The organism is Rhizobium sp. YJ-22 (genome assembly GCF_029601685.1).
Classification (GTDB): domain Bacteria; phylum Pseudomonadota; class Alphaproteobacteria; order Rhizobiales; family Rhizobiaceae; genus Metarhizobium.
Map to the genome: position 1 here is coordinate 120,726 of NZ_JARRIR010000008.1, position 22,121 is coordinate 142,846.

Annotated in this window: 23 protein-coding genes; 18 read left to right on the forward strand and 5 right to left on the reverse strand. The window is 62.6% G+C overall.

Features of this window, described 5'->3' with window-relative positions; translation table 11 throughout:
- The first annotated feature begins 4 nt into the window (after positions 1-4).
- From clpA to P7F60_RS19045, 3 genes are all read left to right on the forward strand, one after another.
- Complete coding sequence (clpA, locus tag P7F60_RS19035; protein ID WP_277919263.1) at positions 5-2,533, forward strand: ATP-dependent Clp protease ATP-binding subunit ClpA; 2,529 nt, start codon at positions 5-7, stop codon at positions 2,531-2,533.
- 65 nt (positions 2,534-2,598) lie between these two features.
- Positions 2,599-3,348: an AzlC family ABC transporter permease gene (locus P7F60_RS19040; RefSeq protein WP_277919264.1), complete on the forward strand. Its 750-nt coding sequence runs from the start codon at positions 2,599-2,601 to the stop codon at positions 3,346-3,348.
- Entirely contained in the window at positions 3,345-3,680 is a 336-nt protein-coding gene (locus tag P7F60_RS19045) for an AzlD domain-containing protein (RefSeq protein ID WP_277919265.1), read from the forward strand. Before P7F60_RS19040 ends, P7F60_RS19045 begins: the two co-directional genes overlap by 4 nt.
- On the opposite strand, the gene P7F60_RS19050 is transcribed toward P7F60_RS19045, so the two are convergent.
- The 4 genes from P7F60_RS19050 to P7F60_RS19065 are packed head-to-tail and all read right to left on the reverse strand — an operon-like array spanning position 3,677 to position 6,493.
- Complete coding sequence (locus tag P7F60_RS19050; protein ID WP_277919266.1) at positions 3,677-4,096, reverse strand: HIT family protein; 420 nt, start codon at positions 4,094-4,096, stop codon at positions 3,677-3,679. The genes P7F60_RS19045 and P7F60_RS19050 overlap by 4 nt on opposite strands.
- Before the next feature lie 20 nt (positions 4,097-4,116).
- On the reverse strand, positions 4,117-5,298 hold the full coding sequence (locus P7F60_RS19055; RefSeq protein WP_277919267.1) for a GNAT family N-acetyltransferase: 1,182 nt from the start codon (positions 5,296-5,298) through the stop codon (positions 4,117-4,119).
- Entirely contained in the window at positions 5,295-6,026 is a 732-nt protein-coding gene (locus tag P7F60_RS19060; RefSeq protein ID WP_277919268.1) for a glycerophosphodiester phosphodiesterase, read from the reverse strand. Before P7F60_RS19060 ends, P7F60_RS19055 begins: the two co-directional genes overlap by 4 nt.
- Positions 6,023-6,493 carry a RidA family protein gene (locus P7F60_RS19065; protein WP_277919269.1) on the reverse strand — a complete coding sequence of 157 codons (471 nt, stop codon included), beginning with the start codon at positions 6,491-6,493 and terminating at the stop codon, positions 6,023-6,025. The genes P7F60_RS19060 and P7F60_RS19065 overlap by 4 nt, the downstream gene beginning before the upstream one ends.
- 115 nt (positions 6,494-6,608) lie before the next feature.
- On the opposite strand from P7F60_RS19065, the gene P7F60_RS19070 reads away from it, so the two are divergent.
- From P7F60_RS19070 to P7F60_RS19140, 15 genes are all read left to right on the forward strand, one after another.
- Positions 6,609-7,436 carry a cell envelope integrity EipB family protein gene (locus tag P7F60_RS19070; RefSeq protein ID WP_277919270.1) on the forward strand — a complete coding sequence of 276 codons (828 nt, stop codon included), beginning with the start codon at positions 6,609-6,611 and terminating at the stop codon, positions 7,434-7,436.
- A 192-nt stretch (positions 7,437-7,628) separates the two neighbouring features.
- Positions 7,629-8,396 (forward strand): 30S ribosomal protein S2, encoded by a 768-nt coding sequence (rpsB, locus tag P7F60_RS19075; RefSeq protein WP_277919271.1) that lies wholly within the window; start codon positions 7,629-7,631, stop codon positions 8,394-8,396.
- Between the two features lie 324 nt (positions 8,397-8,720).
- Positions 8,721-9,647 (forward strand): translation elongation factor Ts, encoded by a 927-nt coding sequence (gene tsf, locus P7F60_RS19080; RefSeq protein ID WP_277919272.1) that lies wholly within the window; start codon positions 8,721-8,723, stop codon positions 9,645-9,647.
- A 105-nt stretch (positions 9,648-9,752) separates the two neighbouring features.
- On the forward strand, positions 9,753-10,475 hold the full coding sequence (pyrH, locus tag P7F60_RS19085) for a UMP kinase (RefSeq protein WP_277919273.1): 723 nt from the start codon (positions 9,753-9,755) through the stop codon (positions 10,473-10,475).
- Positions 10,476-10,535: 60 nt separating this feature from the next.
- The gene (frr, locus tag P7F60_RS19090) at positions 10,536-11,096 is read left to right on the forward strand and encodes a ribosome recycling factor (RefSeq protein WP_277919274.1); all 561 of its coding nucleotides are present in this window, start codon (positions 10,536-10,538) and stop codon (positions 11,094-11,096) included.
- A gap of 42 nt (positions 11,097-11,138) precedes the next feature.
- Complete coding sequence (locus P7F60_RS19095) at positions 11,139-11,885, forward strand: isoprenyl transferase (protein WP_277919275.1); 747 nt, start codon at positions 11,139-11,141, stop codon at positions 11,883-11,885.
- Positions 11,882-12,718, forward strand: a complete 837-nt coding sequence (locus P7F60_RS19100; protein ID WP_277919276.1) for a phosphatidate cytidylyltransferase — start codon at positions 11,882-11,884, stop codon at positions 12,716-12,718. The genes P7F60_RS19095 and P7F60_RS19100 overlap by 4 nt, the downstream gene beginning before the upstream one ends.
- A 33-nt stretch (positions 12,719-12,751) precedes the next feature.
- Positions 12,752-13,876 carry an RIP metalloprotease RseP gene (gene rseP, locus P7F60_RS19105; protein ID WP_277919277.1) on the forward strand — a complete coding sequence of 375 codons (1,125 nt, stop codon included), beginning with the start codon at positions 12,752-12,754 and terminating at the stop codon, positions 13,874-13,876.
- A 206-nt stretch (positions 13,877-14,082) separates the two neighbouring features.
- The gene (gene bamA / locus P7F60_RS19110) at positions 14,083-16,425 is read left to right on the forward strand and encodes an outer membrane protein assembly factor BamA (protein ID WP_277919494.1); all 2,343 of its coding nucleotides are present in this window, start codon (positions 14,083-14,085) and stop codon (positions 16,423-16,425) included.
- A 50-nt stretch (positions 16,426-16,475) separates the two neighbouring features.
- Positions 16,476-17,537, forward strand: coding sequence for a UDP-3-O-(3-hydroxymyristoyl)glucosamine N-acyltransferase (gene lpxD, locus P7F60_RS19115; RefSeq protein WP_277919278.1), 1,062 nt, complete (start codon positions 16,476-16,478; stop codon positions 17,535-17,537).
- The gene (gene fabZ, locus P7F60_RS19120; RefSeq protein ID WP_277919279.1) at positions 17,530-17,997 is read left to right on the forward strand and encodes a 3-hydroxyacyl-ACP dehydratase FabZ; all 468 of its coding nucleotides are present in this window, start codon (positions 17,530-17,532) and stop codon (positions 17,995-17,997) included. Before lpxD ends, fabZ begins: the two co-directional genes overlap by 8 nt.
- Positions 17,994-18,812 carry an acyl-ACP--UDP-N-acetylglucosamine O-acyltransferase gene (lpxA, locus tag P7F60_RS19125; RefSeq protein WP_277919280.1) on the forward strand — a complete coding sequence of 273 codons (819 nt, stop codon included), beginning with the start codon at positions 17,994-17,996 and terminating at the stop codon, positions 18,810-18,812. The genes fabZ and lpxA overlap by 4 nt, the downstream gene beginning before the upstream one ends.
- A gap of 5 nt (positions 18,813-18,817) precedes the next feature.
- Positions 18,818-19,696 carry a UDP-2,3-diacylglucosamine diphosphatase LpxI gene (lpxI, locus tag P7F60_RS19130; RefSeq protein WP_277919281.1) on the forward strand — a complete coding sequence of 293 codons (879 nt, stop codon included), beginning with the start codon at positions 18,818-18,820 and terminating at the stop codon, positions 19,694-19,696.
- A 1-nt stretch (position 19,697) separates the two neighbouring features.
- A complete protein-coding gene (gene lpxB, locus P7F60_RS19135) occupies positions 19,698-20,855 on the forward strand; it encodes a lipid-A-disaccharide synthase (protein ID WP_277919282.1) in 1,158 nt (385 codons plus the stop codon).
- A gap of 48 nt (positions 20,856-20,903) precedes the next feature.
- Positions 20,904-21,308, forward strand: a complete 405-nt coding sequence (locus P7F60_RS19140; protein ID WP_277919495.1) for a YqaA family protein — start codon at positions 20,904-20,906, stop codon at positions 21,306-21,308.
- A gap of 6 nt (positions 21,309-21,314) precedes the next feature.
- Here the strand turns inward: P7F60_RS19140 and P7F60_RS19145 are convergent, their stop codons facing one another.
- Positions 21,315-22,013, reverse strand: coding sequence for a dimethylsulfonioproprionate lyase family protein (locus P7F60_RS19145; protein ID WP_277919283.1), 699 nt, complete (start codon positions 22,011-22,013; stop codon positions 21,315-21,317).
- Between the last annotated feature and the right edge of the window lie 108 nt (positions 22,014-22,121).

Consider the following 22,121-nt stretch of genomic DNA (forward strand, 5'->3'; position numbering starts at 1 on the left):
GACCGTGCCAACATTTTCGCCTAGTCTTGAAAAGGCGCTGCATCAGGCACTGACCTACGCAAATGAGCGGCATCACGAATATGCCACGCTCGAACATTTGCTGCTGGCGCTGATTGACGATGCGGATGCCGCTGCGGTGATGGGTGCCTGCAATGTCAATCTCGATACGCTGCGCAAGACCGTCTCCGAATATGTCGACAATGAATTGTCGAACCTCGTCACCGGATATGACGAGGATTCCAAGCCGACTTCCGGCTTCCAGCGCGTTATCCAGCGCGCCGTCATTCATGTGCAGTCGTCCGGTCGCGAGGAAGTAACCGGGGCCAACGTGCTCGTCGCCATCTTCGCCGAGCGCGAAAGCCATGCCGCCTATTTCCTGCAGGAGCAGGAAATGACCCGCTACGACGCCGTCAACTATATCTCGCATGGCATCGGCAAGCGCCCCGGCGCAAGCCAGCCCCGGCCGCCGCGCGGCATCGAGGAGGGCGAATCCGAAGCCAAGCAGAGCCGCAGCGATCAGGAAGAGGGTGGCTCCAAGAAGCAGCAGGAGGCCCTGAAGGCCTATTGCGTCAACCTCAACGAAAAGGCCAAGAACGGCAAGATCGACCCGCTGATCGGCCGTCACGCCGAGGTGAATCGCACCATTCAGGTTCTTTGCCGCCGCTCGAAAAACAACCCGCTCTATGTCGGCGATCCCGGCGTCGGCAAGACCGCCATCGCCGAGGGGCTTGCCAAGCGCATCGTCGAAAAGAAGGTGCCGGAAGCGTTGCAGGATGCGACGATCTTCTCGCTCGACATGGGCACGCTGCTGGCCGGCACCCGCTATCGCGGCGATTTCGAAGAGCGCCTGAAGCAGGTCGTCAAGGAGCTGGAAGACTATCCGGGCGCGGTGTTGTTCATCGACGAAATCCACACCGTTATTGGTGCGGGTGCAACGTCGGGCGGCGCGATGGATGCCTCCAACCTGCTGAAGCCGGCGCTGTCCTCCGGCGCGATCCGCTGCATCGGCTCGACCACCTACAAGGAATACCGCCAGTTCTTTGAGAAGGACCGGGCGCTGGTGCGCCGTTTCCAGAAGATCGACGTCAACGAGCCCTCGGTCGAGGATGCCATCGAAATCATGAAGGGCCTGAAGCCCTATTTCGAGGACTATCATAAGCTGCGCTATTCCAACGAGGCGATCAAGTCGGCCGTCGAGCTTTCGGCCCGCTACATCTCCGACCGCAAGCTGCCGGACAAGGCGATTGACGTGATCGACGAAACCGGCGCGGCGCAGATGTTGTTGCCGGCCTCCAAGCGCCGCAAACTAATCACCGAGAAGGAAATCGAAGCGACCATCGCGACGATGGCCCGCATTCCGCCCAAAACCGTCTCCAAGGACGACGAGGTCGTTCTCGCCAATCTGGAGAAGGATCTGCGCTCGGTCGTCTACGGCCAGGATGCTGCCATTGAAGCGCTGGCAACCGCGATCAAGCTGGCGCGCGCCGGCCTGCGCGAGCCCAACAAGCCGATCGGCTCCTATGTCTTTTCCGGTCCGACCGGCGTCGGCAAGACGGAAGTCGCCAAGCAGCTGGCCGCCTCGCTCGGCGTCGAGCTGCTGCGCTTCGACATGTCGGAATATATGGAACGCCACACGGTCTCGCGGCTGCTCGGCGCTCCTCCCGGCTATGTCGGCTTCGACCAGGGCGGGCTGCTGACCGATGGCGTCGACCAGCATCCGCACAGTGTCGTGCTGCTCGACGAGATCGAGAAGGCGCATCCGGATATCTACAACATCCTGCTGCAGGTCATGGATCACGGCTCGCTGACCGATCACAACGGCAAGAAGATCGATTTCCGCAACGTCATCCTGATCATGACCACCAATGCCGGGGCATCGGAAATGGCCAAGGCCGCCATCGGCTTCGGTTCGTCCAAGCGCACCGGCGAGGATACCGAGGCGCTGAACAAGCTGTTCACGCCGGAGTTCCGCAACCGTCTCGACGCGACCATTGCATTCGCGCCGCTGCCGACCAAGGTCATCCACCAGGTCGTCCAGAAATTCGTCATGCAGTTGGAGACGCAGCTTTCCGAGCGCAACGTCACCTTCGACTTGGCAGAGGATGCCATCGCGTGGCTGGCCGAACGCGGTTATGACGAAAAGATGGGCGCCCGGCCGCTGTCGCGCGTCATCCAGGAGCATATCAAGAAGCCGCTCGCCAACGAAATCCTGTTCGGCAAGCTGAAGAAGGGCGGTGTCGTCAAGGTCACCGTCGGCGATCTGGAGGACGGCAAGAAGGGGCTGGTACTCGAATCCATTCCCGAAGAGCAACCGGTTAAACCCAAGCCGGAAGCCGAGGTCATCGAGCACGAGGCCCATCACGACGAGCCCGAAGTTTCGGAGGAGCGGCCGAAGTCGCGCAAGAAGGATCCGAAGCCGGAGGAGGTGAGCGCCGATGTCGTCAGCGCCGCGCTTTCCGACGAGGACGAGGAAAAGCCGGCCGAGACCCGCCGCAAGGGATCGACAGTTCCCAAGGTGCCGAAGAAAAAGTAAGAAAGCCTTATTGGCTGAAATGAAGTGCCGGGCCGAAAGCCCGGCACTTGGCTTTTGGAACCATTATGTCAAGCGATCGCATTTCCTCTTCCGGCCTCGGCTGGTTCCTGACCGGCGCCCGGGGCATTTTTTCCCTGCCGGCGCTCATTCTCATGACCTCCTTCGTCGGCTTCAGCGCCTTTGCGTTGGAATCGGGTATTTCCCGGGGCGAGGCGGTGTTCATGACGCTCAGCATCTGGGCGCTGCCGGCCAAGATGATCCTGATCGGCTCGATGACATCGGGCGCAGGCCTTGCCGCCTGCTTTATCGCCGTCACCCTGTCCTCGGTGCGGATGATGCCGATGGTCGCCTCGATCGTGCCGGAGATGCGCACCCAGCGCACGCCGGTCTGGCTGTTGCTTTTCCTGTCGCATTTCGTGGCGATCACCGCCTGGGTGTTCACCAACAACACCATCCATCATGTGCCGCGTGAGGCGCGGATCGCCTATTTCGCTGGCTTCGGCATCACGCTGACGCTGGTGAATACGGTGATCGTCGCCGTCTGCTACGGCCTCGTGGCGGCGTTTCCGCCGCTGGTCGCGGGCGTGCTGTTCTTCCTGACGCCGGTCTATTTCGTCGTCTCGATCTGGGCGACGGCGCGCCATGCGGTGGTGCGCATCGCCTTCGTCATCGGCGTCGTCGCCGGGCCGTTGTTTGCGATGATCGAGCCGGAATTCGATGTGCTCTATGCTGGGGTCGGCGGCGGCACGCTCGCCTATCTGATCGACCGCGCCTTGCGCAAACGGGCGCTGGCCGCGAAGGAGAAGGCGTCGTGATCGCCGAGCTGAAACCCTATCTGTTCATCGCGCTCGCCGGCTGGATCGCCACCGACATCTGGCGCTGGCTCGGCGTCCTCGCCGGCAATCGGCTTCGGGAGGATTCGGAGGCCCTGTACTGGGTGAGGGCGGTCGCCACCGCTCTGGTCATGGCGGTCACCGCCAAGCTGATCGTCTTCCCGACCGGAACGCTAGCCGCCTCGCCACTGTGGATCCGGCTGACAGCGGCCGGCGGCGGCTTCGCCGCCTTCCTGCTGGCCGGGCAACGCATTCCGGTCGGCGTCGTCACCGCCATCCTGCTGCTGGCCGGCCTGCTGGTGTTGATGCCTTAAAGAGCAGCCTTGATCTTCTCGGCATTGGCCTTCAGCACGTCGAAATTCTCCATGGTGCCGGAATGCGGCTTCAGGGGAACGCCCTCATGGCGGGGGATGACGTGGAAATGCAGGTGGAAGACGGTCTGTCCCGAAGCCGGCTCGTTGAACTGCGCCACATAGACGCCATCGGCATCGAACGCTTCCTTCACCGCCACGGCAATCTTCTGCACCACGACGATGGCGTTCTGCAGCACGACCGGATCGGCGTCGAGGATGTTGCGTGAACCCTGTCGCGGGATGACCAGCACATGGCCGGGCGCCTGAGGCATGACATCCATGAAGGCAATGGCGTGCTCGTCCTCGTAGACGCGGGTGGAGGGGATTTCGCCGCGCAGGATTTTCGCGAAGATGTTGTCGGTGTCGTAAGCGGTCATAATGTCTCCCTTGCTGTATGTCAGTCCTGGCGCTCGCCCTTGCGGAAGGGGCTGTGCTCGCTCAAAATCTCGCCCATCTGCTCGACATCCTGCCGTTCGCGGCTGAGATAGTCCTCGATGGCGCGGCGCAGGCCGGCATGGGCGATGTGATGCATGGAATGGGTGGTGACCGGCAGATAGCCGCGCGCCAGCTTGTGCTCGCCCTGCGCGCCGGCCTCGACCCGCGCCAGCTTTTTCTCCAGCGCGAAATCGATGGCCTGATGGTAGCAGACCTCGAAATGCAGGAAAGGGTGGTCCTCGACGCAGCCCCAGTGCCGGCCATACAGCGTGTCGCCGCCGATGAAGTTGATCGCGCCGGCGATGTAGCGCCCGTTGCGTTTTGCCATGACCAGAAGAATGTCGTCGGCCATCCGCTCGCCGATCAGCGAATAGAATTTCCGCGTCAGATAGGGCCGGCCCCATTTGCGGCTGCCGGTGTCCATGTAGAAGGCGAAGAACTGGTCCCAGATGGCTTCGGTGAGATTGCGCCCCGTCAGCCAGTCGATGCTGATTCCATCCTGCAGTGCCGTCCGCCTCTCCTTACGTAAATCCTTACGCTTACGGGAGGAGAGGGTTTCCAGAAACGCCTCGTGATCGGCATAGCCTTCATTGATAAAGTGAAATTGCTGGTCCGTCCGGTGCAGATAGGATTCCGCTTCGAAGACAGGCAGGTCGCTTTCCGCAACGAAAGTGACATGCGCCGAGGAAACCCCAAGCTCGCGCGTCACATCCTTCAGCCCGTGGGCAAGCGCCATGCGCACGAAATCCGCCTTGTCGTCCTCCAGCGCCAGAAGGCGCGGGCCGGTCGCCGGCGTAAAGGGGACGGAACATTGCAGCTTCGGATAATAACGGCCCCCGGCCCGTTCGAAAGCGTCGGCCCAGCCATGGTCGAAGACATATTCGCCCTGGCTGTGGTTCTTGAGGTAGCACGGCATGGCGCCGACCAGCCGCCCCGCTCCGTCTTCCATCAGCAGATGATGCCCCATCCACCCGCTCTTGGCCGTCGCCGAGCCGGATTCTTCCAGGGAGGAAAGAAATGCATGGGAAATGAAGGGGTTGTAGATCGTATTTAAATCTTTGGATGCACCGGAAAGCCGATTCCAGCTTTCCGGCGCGATGGCCGTGAGCGAATTTTCGATTCGGATCGTGTAGCCGCTACTCATGCCGTGAGGATCGGTTTTTCCCGTGGGTCGAAGCCTTCGAAGGTCATCTGGTCGGCATTGGCGAATGTGTGGCGGATGGCCTCGTCATTGCGCACCGTCCAGGTGATGACCGGGATACCACGCTGCCTTTGTGCCGTAATGAAGGCATTGGGCAGATGGTCCCAGGCATAGGAGATGAAATCCAGCCCGGCATGCATGGCGTCGTCATGGGCGAAGAATTTTTCCGGTTCCGTGCCCTCGGCCGTCAGACCGACCGGGTAGGGACTTCCAAGCTCCTTCAAATCCTTGAGCAGCCAGGTGTCGAAGCTCATCAGCGCCACCTTGCCCCGATAACCCTCCAGCGTTTCCAGCACGCTGGCGGCAAAACCGTCGTCGTCACCCTGCCGGCCCTTGAGCTCCAGCACCAGCGGCACGCGGCCGGCGCAGAGGTCGAGCAGTTTCTTCAGCGTGGGCACCTTGTCGGCGGTGCCCCCGATGGAGAGCAGCCCAAGTTCGGCGCTGGTTTTTTCGCGCACGTCGCCGCCGATATTGCACAGGCGCTTGAGATCGTCGTCATGGAAGACGACCGGCACGCCGTCCGAGGCGTATTGCAGGTCGCATTCGATGGCGAAACCGGCCTCGATGGCGCGGGAGAAGGCCGAGAGCGTGTTCTCCCAGACCTGATGGTTCATGTCGTGATAGCCGCGATGCGCTATCGCGCGCTCCGACAGCCAGGAGGCATCGGTCATGGCGCGATTTCCAGGATGGCGTCGATCTCGACGGCGGCGTTCAGCGGCAGCGACGCCATGCCGACGGCGGCGCGGGCGTGCTTGCCGGCTTCTCCAAGCACGTTGGCGAGCAGGTTAGAAGCGCCGTTGATCACCAAGTGCTGCTCGACGAAGCTCGGCATGGAGGCGACGAAGCCGTTCAGCTTGATGATTCGCACGATGCGGCCAAGATCGCCGCCAAGCGCGGCCTTCGCCTGGGCGAGGATATTGATGGCACAGAGCTCGGCGGCGCGCGCGCCGGTGGCGACATCGACGTCCTGGCCGAGCAGGCCAGTCACGGCGACCTTGCCGTTCTCGATCGGCAGTTGCCCGGAGAGATAGAGCAGGTTGCCGCTGATGACATAGGGAACGTAGTTTGCGGCCGGCGCTGCGGCCTGGGGCAGGGTGATCGCCAGTTCCTTCAGGCGGGCTTCGATTGCTTCGGACATTTCCTCTCCCACTTGTTGTCATTTCCCCAAAAATCCGTCATCCAATGCGCGGATGCCTCGTTTCGGTCGCAAGCGTTCTTATATCATTGCGGCCTGATTCAACAGGAGATATTGCATGCATCGCTCGCGTCGCGCCGCCGTTCTTGTCGCTGCTTCGGCCGCCACGTGCCTCAGCGCGTTCGGTGCGCAGGCAGCCGTGGCGAGCGGGCTGGTGCCCCACCGCGCCGTCTATGACTTGCGCCTCAAGGAGGCCTCGGAGCGTTCCGGCATCGCCGGCATGGTCGGCCGCATGGTCTATGAATTCATGGGCTCGGATTGCGCCGGCTACACCACCAATTTTCGCTTCGTCACCGAGGTCGATACCGGCGAGACCAAGCGCGTGACCGACCAGCAGACAACGACTTACGAGGATCTGGCCAAGGGCCGTTTCCGCTTCGAGACCAAATCCTTCACCGACGACCAGATGGACAAGCAGGTTTCCGGATCGGCCACCGACGGCAAGGACAAGCTGACGGTGGAACTCAGCGCTCCGGAACGGCGTGAGGTTCAACTCGCCGATGGCCGCTTTCCGACCGCGCACATGCTCGACGTCATCGACAATGCCAAGAGGGGCAACCGCTTCTTCGAGTCCCGCATCTTCGATGGCAGCGACAATGGCGACCAGACGCTGATGACCACCACCGTCGTCGGCAAGCAGGACCAGCCGCAGGGCGACGACAGCGACGCCAAGCCGGCCGGTCAATTTGCCAAATCCCCCTACTGGCCGGTGACCATCGCCTATTTTAACGACACCTCCAAGGGCGATTCGCTGCCGATCTACCGCATGTCGTTCAAGCTCTACGACAACGGCATCACCCGCGATCTGACCATGGACTACGGTGATTTCGTCCTGACGGGCCGTCTGTCGAAGCTGGAGATGCTCCAGCCGACCGCCTGCAAGTAACTGAGCGGCGCGCGCTGTCATAATTTCGAAGGCCGCGCTTGCATTTTCGGCAAATCGCCTGTAAGGCCACCCGCATTCCACACGGGAAGTTTGGGGTTGTCCGGGAGAAATCCGGTCCGCTCCGCCGGTGGCCGTTCCACAAGGACGGCTGTTTTGCTTCCCGAAGGTTCAACCGGAAAAGGAGAAAAAGGCATGGCATTGCCTGATTTCAGCATGCGCCAGCTTCTGGAAGCTGGTGTTCACTTCGGCCACCAGACCCATCGCTGGAACCCGAAGATGAAGCCCTACATCTTTGGCGATCGTAACAACATCCACATCATCGACCTGGCACAGACCGTGCCGATGCTGTCGCGCGCCCTGCAGGTCGTGTCCGACACCGTCGCCCGCGGCGGCCGCGTCCTGTTCGTCGGCACCAAGCGCCAGGCTTCGGAACTGATCGCCGATAGCGCCAAGCGTTCGGCCCAGTACTACGTCAATTCCCGCTGGCTCGGCGGCATGATGACCAACTGGAAGACCATTTCGAACTCGATCCAGCGTCTGCGCAAGCTCGACGAGATCCTGGCTTCGGAAGGCTCGGGCTACTCCAAGAAGGAACGCCTGAACCTGGAGCGCGAGCGCCAGAAGCTCGACAAGGCCCTCGGCGGTATCCGCGACATGGGCGGCGTTCCGGACCTGATGTTCATCATCGACACCAATAAGGAAAAGATCGCCATCGATGAAGCCAAGCGCCTGGGCATCCCGGTCGTCGCCATCATCGATTCGAATTGCGATCCGGACCAGATTGACTACGCCATTCCCGGCAACGACGACGCCTCGCGCGCCATCGCTCTCTACTGCGACCTGATCGCCCGCGCTGCCATCGACGGCATCGCCCGCCAGCAGGGTGCGGCCGGCCACGATATCGGCGCTTCCGTCGAGGCGCCGTCCGAGCCGACGCTCGAAGACGAAGCCGGCGCCTGATGCCGGTCAAGGGTGGGGCGCGGGAAGCGTTCCGCCCTTCATCATGAAGACCGGGCAGGGCCGTTTGTGACCATGGGTTCGAGCGGCCTTGCTTTTTTACCGCGCTGCGGCTGACCCTGTTCAGGGTCGTGAATGAGAAGCATTTCCAGGAAAAGTGGATACCGATTTTCCGTTCGGAAATGCGCCAGAACAAAACAGCGCGGCGAGCGTGGTGCAGCTTCATCACGCTGTCACATTTCCGGGTGCATTTCGTTCCCCAATCCGGGTGCTGCTTTCTGCCGGTGTTCCGGCGGTCGCATCCGACGAACCGATAAAGAGGCAAAGATGACCAACGTAACAGCGGCAATGGTGAAAGACCTGCGCGAAAAGACCGGCGCGGGCATGATGGACTGCAAGAAGGCGCTGGCCGAAACCAATGGCGACATGGAAGCCGCCATCGACTGGCTGCGCGCCAAGGGCATCGCCAAGGCCGACAAGAAGTCGGGCCGCACCGCTGCCGAAGGCTTGGTCGGCATCGCCAGCAATGGCACCAAGGCCGTCGTCGTCGAAGTCAACTCGGAAACCGACTTCGTTGCCCGTAACGACGCCTTCCAGGATCTGGTTCGCGGCATCGCCCAGGTTGCGCTTGGCACCGACGGTTCCGTCGAAGCCGTTGCCGCCGCCGCCTATCCGGCCAGCGGCAAGCCGGTCGGCGACACCATCAAGGACGCCGTCGCCACCATCGGCGAAAACATGAACCTGCGCCGTTCGGCCTCGCTCTCCGTCGAAGACGGCGTCGTCGCCACCTATATCCATAACGGCGTTGCCGATGGCCTCGGCAAGCTCGGCGTTCTCGTCGCGCTGAAGTCGACCGGCGACAAGGAAGCCCTGAACGCCATCGGCCGCCAGGTTGCCATGCACATCGCCGCCACCAACCCGCTGGCGCTGCGCGCCGAAGAAGTCGATGCCGCCGTCGCCGAGCGCGAGCGCAACGTCTTCATCGAACAGTCGCGCGCTTCCGGCAAGCCGGATGCGATCATCGAAAAGATGGTCGACGGCCGCATGCGCAAGTTCTTCGAAGAAGTCGCCCTGCTGTCGCAGGCCTTCGTCATCAACCCCGACCTGACCGTCGCGGCTGCCGTCAAGGAAGCCGAAAAGGCTGTCGGCGCGCCGATCGAAGTCACCGGCATGGCCCGCCTGCTGCTCGGCGAAGGCGTCGAGAAGGAAGAGACGGATTTCGCGGCTGAAGTCGCTGCCGCCGCCAAGGGCTGATCCAGCCTTCTCATTCTTGGGAAAAGATCGGGCATCGCGTGACAACGCGGTGCCCTTCGTGTATCCGGCATCCAGCAGCCGTTTCTTGCGTATGAAGGAGCCACCATGTCGCCGACCCCCCTGTATAAGCGTGTCCTTCTCAAGGCCTCCGGCGAGGCCCTCATGGGCAGCCAGGGCTTTGGCATCGACGTCGCCGTTGCGGACCGGATCGCGGCCGACATCGCCGAGGCCCGCGCCATGGGCGTCGAGGTCGGCGTCGTCGTCGGCGGCGGCAATATCTTTCGCGGCGTCGCGGTCGCGTCCAAGGGCGGCGACCGGGTGACCGGCGACCACATGGGCATGCTCGCCACCGTCATCAACGCGCTGGCGCTGGCGACCTCGCTGCGCAAGCTCGATATCGATACGGTCGTACTCTCGGCCATCGCCATGCCGGAAATCTGCGAAAGCTTCTCGCAGCGCGCCACGCTTCATCACCTCGGCCTCGGCCGCGTGGTGATCTTCGCCGGCGGCACCGGCAATCCCTTCTTCACCACCGACAGCGCCGCAGCGCTGCGCGCCGCCGAAATGGGCGCGGAAGCCATCTTCAAGGGCACCCAGGTGGACGGCATCTATTCCGCCGATCCGAAAAAGGATCCGACCGCCACCCGCTTCGACCACCTGACGCATAGCGAAGTGTTGGAAAAGGGCCTGGCGGTGATGGACGTCGCCGCCGTGGCGCTGGCGCGTGAAAATCATATTCCGATCATCGTGTTTTCCATTCATGAGAAGGGCGAGTTCGGTGAAATCTTGACCGGCGGTGGCCGCAAGACCATCGTGAAGGACAATTGACGGGATCGTTCGCGTGCAGTGTCGCGACGGACGGGCAGGGATAAGACGGGAGTTAGGAACATGAGTGCAGGTTTTGATCTGAAAGAACTGAAGCGCCGCATGGATGGCGCTATCAATGCGTTCAAGAGCGATATCGCCTCGCTGCGCACCGGCCGCGCCTCGGCCAACGTTCTCGATCCGGTGATGGTCGAAGCCTATGGTTCGCGCGTGCCGCTGAACCAGGTCGCCAATATCACCGTTCCCGAACCGCGCATGCTCGGCGTCTCCATCTGGGACAAGTCGATGGTCGGCGCCGTCGATCGCGCCATTCGCGAAGCCAATCTCGGCCTGAACCCGATCATCGACGGCCAGAACCTGCGCATTCCGCTGCCGGAACTCAACGAGGAGCGCCGCCGCTCGCTGGTCAAGGTCGCCCATGACTATGCCGAAAAGGCCAAGGTCGCCGTGCGCCACGTTCGCCGCGACGGCATGGATTCGCTGAAGAAATCCGAGAAGGACGGCGACATCGGCCAGGACGAAAGCCGCGCCACCTCCGACAAGGTGCAGAAGATGACGGACGAGACGATTTCGGAAATCGACCGCTTGCTCGCCGATAAGGAAAAGGAAATCATGCAGGTTTAACTGCTCTTGGCGATTCCCCTCTTGCGAGAAACCGGACCGGCGATGTCAGATCTTCACCTAGCGAGCGTGCCAGAGCATGTGGCCATCATCATGGATGGGAATGGCCGCTGGGCGAATCAGCGTGGCCTGCCGCGCACGATGGGGCATCGTAAAGGGGTGGAAGCCGTACGCGAGGTCGTGCGCGCCGCAGGCGATTGCGGCGTGCGCTTCCTGACGCTTTTTGCCTTCTCTTCTGAGAACTGGCGCCGCCCGGAAACCGAGGTCTCGGACCTCATGGGCCTGCTCAGGGCCTTCATCCGCCGCGATCTTGCAGAGCTGCACCGCGAAAATGTGCGCATCCGCGTCATCGGCGACCGCCAGAACCTGCGCAGCGACATTCTGCCACTGCTCCTGGAAGCGGAAGAAACCACACGCAACAATACGGCGCTGACGCTGGTGATCGCCTTCAACTACGGCGCCCGCGACGAGATCGCCCGCGCCGCCGCCAAACTGGCGCGCGAAGTGGCCGCCGGCACGCTGCGGCCGGAGGATATCGACGCGGAAATGCTGAACGGGCGCATGGACACCACAGACATTCCCGATCCCGACCTCATCATCCGCACCAGCGGCGAGGAGCGCCTGTCCAATTTCCTGCTCTGGCAGGCCGCCTATTCGGAACTGCTGTTCGTGCCGGAATATTGGCCGGATTTCACCCGCGAACAGTTTTACAAGGCGCTTGAAAGATATGCGGCGCGCGAGCGGCGATTCGGCGGGCTTTCCACGAAAACGCTCGCAGCGGGGGCGCCATGAGCCAGGAACTCAAGCTGCGCATCGTCTCCGCCATCGTTCTGGCGGTGATCGTGCTGGGCGCGACCTGGATGGGCGGGGCGGCTTTCCGCATCGTCTGCGCCGTCATCGGCCTTTTGATCTATTCCGAGTGGTCGACGATCACCGGTCTGGCGTCGCGCGTCGTCGGCGGCAATGCCTTCGGCTGGTTTGCGCTGGCCGTGATTGCCGGCAACACCGTGTTCGGCGCGGAGGATCTGGCGATCCCGCTGCTCGGCGGCTGTGTGTTCACGGCGGTTCTTCTGACCGTCTTCAACCGCTCCGGCACCTGGTGGCTGCCCGGCGGTATCCTTTATGCCGGCCTGTCCTGCGTGTCGCTGGCCGCGATTCGCGACGACGACCATATCGGCCTGGCGGCCATGCTGTTCGTTTTCGCCGTCGTCTGGGGCACCGATATCCTAGCCTATTTCGTCGGCCGCGCCATCGGCGGGCCGAAGCTTGCGCCGCGCATATCGCCCGGCAAGACCTGGTCGGGCGCTATCGGCGGTGCCTCCGCCGGAGTGATCGCCGGCGCGATCGCCTCCTATTCGGCCGCCGGCAGCGTCGGGCTGTGGACGGTGGCAATCGCCTTGATGCTGTCGGTATCCAGCCAGATCGGCGATCTCTTCGAATCCTTCATCAAGCGTCGTTTCGGCGTCAAGGATTCGGGACGCATCATTCCCGGTCATGGCGGGGTCATGGACCGGGTCGACGGACTTGTTTTCGCCTGCTTTGCCGCCTTCATTCTGGCGGTATGGTTTTCGGTGCTCGGTGACGGCAGCCTGTCGTCCGTCGGAGCGTTCCTTTTCAATCGGTGAAGGGTTAGACGGGGGTTCCCCGTTCAGCCCGAGATGACGGTCATGCTTTCTCTGATCCTTGGATATATCGTTCCGTTCATCCTCGTCCTGTCTCTGCTCGTCTTTGTGCATGAGATGGGCCATTACCTGGTCGGCCGCTGGTCGGGAATCGGTATCGTTGCCTTTTCCATCGGCTTCGGCCCGGAACTGGCCGGTTTCACCGACAAGCGCGGCACGCGCTGGAAGCTGTCGGCGATTCCGCTTGGCGGCTATGTCAAATTCCTCGGTGACGAGGATGCTTCCAGCAAGCCGGATCTGGCCCGCCTTGCCACCCTGAGCCCGACCGAACGCGAGCGCACATTTGCCGGCGCGAAGTTGTGGAAGCGGGCACTGACGGTCGCCGCCGGCCCGGTTGCCAATTTCCTGCTGGCGATTGCCATCTTCGCCGTGCTCTTCGGGATCTACGGCAAGCAGGTGGCCGATCCGGTCGTCGCCGAAGTGAAGCCCGAAAGTGCCGCCGCCGAGGCCGGTATCCAGCCGGGTGATCTGCTGCTTGCCATCGACGGCACCAGGGTCGTCACTTTTGACGATGTGCGCCGCTATGTCAGCGTCCGTCCGGACATGCCGATCGTCGTCACCGTCGAACGCGCCGGCGTGAAGCAGGATCTGAAGATGACGCCGAAGCGCGAGACCATCGAGGATCAGTTCGGCAACAAGGTCGAACTCGGCCTGATCGGCATCGTCACCAACCAGGAAAGCGGCAATTTCCGCACCCAGACGTTCACGCCGCTGCAGGCAGTCGGCGAGGGCGTCGTCCAGAGCTGGCATATCGTTACCGGCACGTTCGACTATATCGGCAACCTCTTCGCAGGCCGTATGAAGGCCGACCAGCTCGGCGGCCCGATCCGCGTGGCGCAAGCTTCGGGCCAGATGGCGACTTTAGGCGTGGCGGCGGTTCTTCAATTGGCGGCGATGCTGTCGGTGTCCATCGGCTTGCTCAATCTCATGCCGGTACCGGTGCTCGACGGCGGACATCTTGTATTTTATGCGGTGGAAGCAATCCGGGGAAAACCGGTCGGCGCCGCCGCTCAGGAAATTGCATTCCGGATCGGTTTGGCTATGGTGCTGACGCTCATGGTGTTCGCGACCTGGAACGACATCAGCTCGCTGATCGGTTAACTCTTCGCTCGGTTTTGGCAAGCCGTTTACGCACTGTTTACGATAATTCAAGGCGAACGTGGCGATTGGGCCACGCTTGCAAAGGAAGTAAACAGAAATTAACGCTCCGGCTTGCTTGTAGGGGAAAAGCGGGTAAAACGACACACGTGACCGGAGTCGGGGATAAAACCTTCTCGGGGACGACGAGAAAAAAGGTAAGAAGTGAAATGAAGGCTGGTTCAAAGTTCTTGAACGCAGTATCGGCAGTCGCGCTGTCTGCTGGTATTGTCGCTACGGGGTCAGGTGTCGTAACGCTTGCTTCTGTAACCGATGCTCAAGCCGCGGTCGTCAAGCGCATCGATGTTCGGGGTGCAAGCCGGATCGGCGCCGATGCCGTGCGGTCGAACATCACCATCGAACCGGGCAAGAATTTCTCGCCCGCAGATGTCGATGAATCCGTGCGCCAGCTTTATAGCACCGGCTATTTCTCTGATGTCCGCATCGGCGTTTCAGGCAGTTCGCTGGTTGTCACCGTATCCGAGAACCAGATCGTCAATCAGGTCGTCTTCAACGGCAACCATAAGATCAAGGACGACAAGCTGGCGGGTGTGGTTCAGACCCGTCCGCAGGGCGCGTTCAACGACGCCACGATCCAGGCAGATATCGATGCCATTAAGCAGGCTTATGCCGCCATCGGTCGTAGCGACGTCACTGTCACGACGCAGACCGCTGCCGTCGGCGAAGGCCGCGTGAACCTGGCTTTCGTCATCAACGAGGGCGAGCGCACCAAGATCTCCGCCATCAATTTCGTGGGCAACCAAGCCTACAGCAATGGCCGCCTTGCTGCCGTGATCAATACCAAGCGTTCGAATTTCCTGTCGTTCCTGACCCGCAAGGACGTCTATAGCGACGAGAAGCTGCGCGCGGACGAAGAAGCGCTGCGCCAGTTCTATTTCAATCACGGATATCCGGATTTCCGTGTGGTCTCGTCGGATGCGACGCTGAACCCGGAAACCAACGAATATCAGCTCACCTTCACGGTCGAGGAAGGCGCGCGCTACACCTTCGGCGACGTCAACGTCGAATCGACGGTCGACGGCATCAGCGGTGAAGAACTGAAAGGCCTGGTCGAGTCCCGTACGGGCGACACCTACAAGGCCAAGGACGTTCAAAAGACGATGGAGGCCATCTCCAAGCGCGTCGCCAATGCCGGTTATCCGTTCGCCCGCGTCACCCCGCGCGGCAACCGCAACTTCAGCAACAACACCATCGCCGTCGACTACCTGGTCGACCAAGGTGAGCGCGCCTATGTCGAGCGCATCGAAATCCGCGGCAACACCCGCACGCGCGATTACGTCATTCGCCGCGAATTCGACATGAGCGAAGGCGATGCGTTCAACCAGGAAATGATCACGCGCGCCAAGCGCCGCCTGGATGCGCTCGGCTATTTCTCGTCCGTGTCGATCTCGACCGCACCTGGCAGCGCCGCAGACCGTGTTGTCGTCATCGTCGACGTGCAGGATCAGCCGACCGGCTCGTTCGGCATCGGCGCCGGTTACGCGACCGGCAACAAGGGTGGCTTCATCCTCGAAGCTTCCGTCGAGGAAAAGAACTTCCTCGGCCGCGGCCAGTATATTCGCGTCGCCGCCGGTGGTGGTGCGGACAATGCGCGCAATTATAGCGTCTCGTTCACCGAGCCCTATTTCCTCGGTTATCGCTTGGCGGCCGGTTTCGATATCTATCGCAACACCACTTCGGGCGAAGATTACTACGACTATAGCGAAACCGGCTTCACGCTACGCGTGACGGCGCCGATCACCGAAGATCTGGCGACGACGTTCCGCTACAACTATCGTCGTTACGAATACGAAGGCCGCGGCGATTATACCGTAGGCGACAACCTGTCGGCACCTTATCGCGCGCTGGTCAACGGCAGTCCTTGGGCGAGCTCGTCGGTCTCGCAGACGTTGACCTACAACACGCTGGACGATGCGACGCTGCCGCATGAAGGCATCTTCGCCACGATCACGCATGAGTTTGCCGGTCTCGGCGGCGACTCCGAATTTTATAAGATCAGCGGGCGTGCTCGCGTGTTCTATACGGTCTCGGATGAAGCCGACATCATCGCATCGTTGGCTGTCGGCGGCGGTTACGTCGTCCCGACCAACGATACGCTGAACGTTTTCGATCAGTTCATGATCGGCGGCAAGCAGATCCGTGGCTTCAAGTCGACCGGTATCGGCCCCCGCATGGCCAATGGCGATCCGCTCGGTGGCACGACCTACTTCAACGCCTCGGCGGAAGCCAGCTTCCCGATGCCCGGCATTCCGCAAGATATCGGCCTGCGCGGCGCGGTCTTCGCCGATGCCGGCACGTTGTTCGGCAACAAGGTCGATCCGCTCGGCGGCGCCGTCAATGGTACGGATTCGACGCTGCGCGCCTCGGTCGGTGCCAGCATCATCTGGGCTTCGCCCTTCGGTCCGCTGCGGTTCGACTATGCCGTTCCGGTCGCCAAGGAAGACTTCGACGAGGAACAGCGCTTCCGCTTTGGCATCGCGAACCAGTTCTGATAGCTGCATTCCAGAACTGCAATCAAACGGACGTTCTGGAGTCTCGGCTGATGGAGCACAACCGATTCTTTCCGCCCCACGACGGCATTGCGCTTGGCGCTCTGGCTGAAAAAATTGGGGCGGAACTTGTCGATAAGGAATGGGCGAACCGGCCGATCCGGTCGGTTGCCCCGATCTCGCGCGCAGGGGAAGGGGATATCTGTTATATCCTCTCCCGTCGCAGCAAGGCCGAGCTGCAGAGTTGTGCAGCGTCCGCCATCCTGTGCGACAAGGCCCTGCAATCTGCAATTCCTTCCCATATTCCGGTCCTGCTGACCTCGGCGCCAAACACCGCCTTCGCGCGCGCCGGTGCGCTTTTGCATCCGCAGGCCATGCTGCCGCAGCCGATCGTGGTCAGCAGCGGCATCTCGCCGGCCGCCTTCGTTGATCCCTCCGCTCATATCGAGGACGGCGTGACGATCGAGCCCATGGCGGTGATCGGCGCGGATGCGGCGATCGGCGCCGGCAGCCATATCGGCCCGGGCGCGATTATTGGCCCGCATGTGAAGATCGGCCGCAATTGCGTGATCGCCGGCGGCGCCAGCATCCTCTGCGCCTATCTCGGCAACGACGTCATCATTCATAACGGGGCGCGCATCGGCCAGGACGGCTTCGGTTATGCGCCGGGACCGGGCGGCATGCTCAAGATCGTGCAGGTCGGGCGCGTCATCATCCAGGACAAGGTGGAAATCGGCGCCAACACGACCATCGATCGCGGCGCCATGGACGACACCGTCATCGGCGAGGGCACCAAGATCGACAACCTCGTGCAGGTCGGCCACAATGTGCGTATCGGCCGTCACTGCGGCATCGTCGCCAAGGTCGGCATCGCCGGCAGCACCCGCATCGGCGACGGCGTCATGATCGGCGGTGCTGCGGCGATCAACGGACATATTCATATCGGCGACGGGGCCCAGATCGCCGCGTTGAGCGGCGTCGTCGGCGACGTTCCGCCCGGCGAGCGCTATGGGGGCATCCCGGCGCGCCCGATGCGCGATTTCCTGCGCGACATGGCGGAAGTGGCGGCGCGGTCCGGCAGCCGCGCGAAAAAGACGGAGAAGGATAATGACTGAAACGACGAAGGCGCAGCTTTCCTCCGCGGAAATCCTGGAAATCATGGAGTTGCTGCCGCATCGTTATCCGTTCCTGCTGGTCGACAAGATCATCGAGATCGACGGTGACGAGTCGGCCATCGGCATCAAGAACGTGACGGCCAACGAGCCGCAATTCACCGGGCATTTCCCCGGCCAGCCAATCATGCCGGGCGTGTTGCTGGTCGAGGGCATGGCCCAGACCGCCGGCGCCATCTGCGCCCGCAAGCAGGGCCGCAGCGGCAATCTGGTCTACTTCATGACCATCGACAATGCCCGTTTCCGCAAGCCGGTCGTGCCGGGCGACCGTGTGGAATATCACGTCACCAAGCAGAAGCAGCGCGGCAATATCTGGAAATTCCACTGCGATGCCAAGGTGGACGGGGCACTGGTGGCTGAAGCGGATTTCGGCGCGATGATCGTGAATAAGGACGAAGCATGAGCGGCATTGCCTCCACGGCACGTATTCATCCGCTGGCGGTCGTCGAAGACGGCGCGACGATCGGCGAGAACGTCGTCGTCGGGCCGTTCTGTCATATCGGCGCGCGCGTCACGCTCGGCGACGATGTTGAAATCGTCTCCAATGCGGTGGTTTCCGGCCTGACAGAGATCGGCCGCGGCACGCGCATCTTCCCGATGGCGGTCGTCGGCGGCGTGTCGCAGAGCCTGCACGAGGCGGGCGAGGATTCGCGTCTGGTCGTCGGCGAGCGCTGCACCATCCGAGAAGGCGTGACCATGAATAGTGGCACGGTCGGCGGCGGCGGCATCACCAGCGTCGGCGACAACTGCCTGTTCCTCGCCAATTCGCATGTCGCGCATGATTGCCGGCTTGGTGACGATATCATCCTGTCGAACAATGTCATGCTGGCAGGCCATGTGCATGTCGGCGACCGCGCCATCCTCAGCGGCGGCTGCGCCGTGCATCAGTTTACCCGGATCGGCCGCCAGGCCTTCATCGGCGGCCTCTCGGCCGTCAATTACGATGTCATTCCCTATGGCATGCTGAACGGCAATCCCGGCATTCTCGGCGGATTGAACGTCGTCGGCATGACCCGTGCCGGCATCGAGAAATCGGTGATCCACACGGTTCGCCGCGCCTTCAAGCAGATCTTCGAAGCCGAAGGCGCCGTGCGCGCCAATGCGGCGGCGATACGCGACGAATATGTGGAGTGCAAGGAAGTGATCGAGATCCTCGATTTCATCGCTGCCGAAAGCGACCGCTCCTTCTCGTCGCCGCGTCGAGGGTCGAAAGGCTGAAGGTCATGCGCCGTCAGGCTCCGCCCGTTCCGGGACGCCTCGCGATCGTCGCCGGCAGTGGTTACCTGCCGGTCTATGTCGCGGAATCGGCGGTGCGCGCCGGCGAAAATCCTTTCATGATCGGCATTCTCGGTGAATCCAATGCCGATTTTTCCGGTTATGACCACGATCGCATCGGCGTCGGCGACATGCGCAAGCTGCAGGCGATCCTGAAAGGGCAGGGAATCGGCCGCGTCGTGCTGTCGGGCGCGATTGCGCGGCGGCCGGAGTGGCGGCAGGTGAGGACGACATTTCGCCATATCCTGCGCCTGCCCTCCGTTATCCGCACGCTGATGGCAGGCGGTGACGATACCGTCCTCAAGATGGTCATCAAGCTGATCGAAGCCAGCGGCGCCCGGGTGATCGGCGCCCATGAGATTGCGCCGGATCTGCTCGCGCACACCGGCAATTACGGTCGCCACGGCCCCGGCGCCGAGGATCGCTACGATATCGAACGCGCCGCCCGCGCCGCGATTGCGCTGGGTGAACTGGATGTCGGGCAGGGCGCGGTCAGCGTCGGCGGCCGGGTCGTGGCGCTGGAAGGCGTCGAGGGCACCGACCAGATGCTGGATCGCGTCAGGTCGCTACGCGAGGAGGGCCGGATTTCCCGCCGCCGCAAGGGTGTGCTGGTGAAGCTGTGCAAACCGCAGCAGGATGTGCGCGCCGATCTGCCGTCCATCGGCCTGTCGACGGTGGAAAATGCCCATGAGGCCGGCCTTGCCGGCATCGCCATCGAAGCCGGCCGTGCCCTGGTGCTCGACCGCGAGTCGATGATCGCGCGGGCCGACGAACTCGGTATGTTTGTCTGCGGTATCGACCGCGGCCTCGGCGACAGGTGGATGTGACATGGCATTCAAAGTGGCGGTCATTGCCGGGGAAGTATCGGGTGACCTGCTCGGCGGCGATCTCGTCGCCGCGCTCAAACGCATCGTTCCCGAGCCCATAGAACTGATCGGCGTCGGCGGCGAGGCCTTGCAGGCGCAGGGGTTGAAATCGCTGTTCGATTACAGCGAGTTGTCGATCATGGGCGTGACCCAGGTTCTGGCGCGGCTGCCGAAGCTCTTGTCGCGCATCCGCGAGACGGCGGATGCTATTATCCGCGCGCGTCCGGATGTGCTGGTCATCGTCGACAGCCCGGATTTCACCCATCGCGTCGCCCGCCGCGTGAAAAAGGCCCTGCCGGCCCTGCCGGTCGTCGATTATGTCTGCCCCAGCGTCTGGGCCTGGAAGGAATACCGGGCGCGAAAGATGCTGGCCTATGTCGATCATGTGCTGGCGGTGCTGCCGTTTGAACCGGCGGTGATGCGCCGCCTCGGCGGCCCGGAAACCAGCTTTGTCGGCCATCGTCTGACGGCGGACGAGAATATCCTCGCCGTGCGCCACAAGCGCGCCGAGCGTCTCGCATCCGGCGCCCCGGCTCCGAAACGCATCCTCTTGCTGCCCGGTTCGCGCGGCGGCGAGATCCGCGCGTTGCTGCCGGTGATGCTGGAAACGGCGCGAACCCTGCGCGAGCGCGGCGGTCCTTATGAATTCATCCTGCCCACCGTGCCGCGCCAGGAAGCGCTGGTGCGTTCGATGCTGGCGGCGGAAACAGATCCGCCGCGCCTGCTGGTCGGCCCGGCGGAAAAATGGGGCGCGCTGGCCGAGGCCGACGCCGCGCTGGCGGCGTCGGGTACCGTCATCCTCGAACTCGGCCTCTCGGGTGTCCCGACCGTCTCGATCTACAAGGCTGACTGGCTGATGCGTTTCCTCCGCAGCCGGCTTAAAATCTGGAGCGCGGCCCTGCCGAACATCATCATCGATTATCCACTGGTGCCGGAATATTTCGACGAGATGGTCCGCGCCGGCCGCCTGGCCCGCTGGATGGAGCGGCTGTCGAGCGATACCACCGAACGCCGGGCGGCTCTGGAAGGCTTCGAAACCCTGTGGCATACCCTGTCGACGCCCGTGGCGCCGGGCGAGGCGAGCGCGCGCATCGTCGCGTCCTACCTGAAGCGCGCCTGAGCGAGCCTGGGCGTGGTCGCGGAGGCGGGCGCCTATCTCGGCCTTCTTATGGCGGCCTTCGTCGCGGCGACGATCCTGCCTGCACAATCCGAATCCGTTCTCGTGCTGATGATCCTGGCCGGCAAGCAACCGGTGGCGGCGCTGGTCGCGGTTGCAAGCCTCGGTAATGTCCTCGGTTCGGTCGTCAATTGGTGGCTGGGCCGCTCGCTGGAACGTTTTGGCGCACGGCGCTGGTTTCCTGCTTCCGGCGAGGCGCTGGAGCGTGCCCGGCGTTGGTATGCGCGTTATGGCCGCTGGTCGCTGCTGGCGAGCTGGCTTCCGATCATCGGCGATCCTATCACCGTCGTCGCCGGCGTCCTGCGCGAGCCGCTGATGAGTTTCCTGCTGCTGGTGACGCTGGCAAAAACCGGCCGCTACATCGTGCTGGCGCTGGCGGCGGTCGGATTTACCTGAGTTTCATCAAAGACTTGCGTCTTCGATATGGCACCAGATGGCCAGCAACGGCTCGGCGGTGCAGCGCATGGCGAATTTGCGTCCGGCCTCGTTGAAGAACACGCTGCCGGCGGCCGCACGCTCCCAATTGCCGTCATCGATGCAGACTTCGCCATCCGAAAGCAGCAGGAAGGCGCGGGAATGGAACTGCACATGATCCGGAAAGCGGCTGTAGGGCGCCATGAGGATCAGGCCGAGGCGCACATCGCTGCGCTCCTCCATGCCGCCCGGCCCGACGATGACCGCATGCGCATGCGATTTTTCGAAATTGATGCTGGCGAACGGCCCGCTGCGGCCACCCTGCCAGGACAGGTGCCGCGTCAGTTCTTCCAACTGGCGCACGACAGGGGCGAAGCGACGCACCGATGTCTTGAGATTGGCGAGCGCCCGCTCCAGATGCGCGATGGTTTCCAGCCCGGCCGGCGATTCCTCACGCAGAACGCCACGCTTTTCCAGCCGCTGATAGACCTTGCCGGCGACATAACTCGCCATGACCGGTGCCTGCGGCGACAAAAGCACGTCGCCGGTGGCGTTCAGCACGTCCTGCAGGAAGGCAGGACGACGATCGCCGTGCACCGGCGAAACGCGTTTGCGCGCCGGCTCCTTGTCGTCGTTCAGCAGAAGATCTGCGCTTCGCTTGAGTGGGCCCGTCGATGCTTGCTGCATTCGCTGCTCCGCCATTCCTAACCGCTCCTGCCGCCACGAGGCGGTGTTTTCACGAGTCGCCGGGCTTTCGATTCTACCGCAGCCATCGCTCCTGAACAGGCTGTCCTC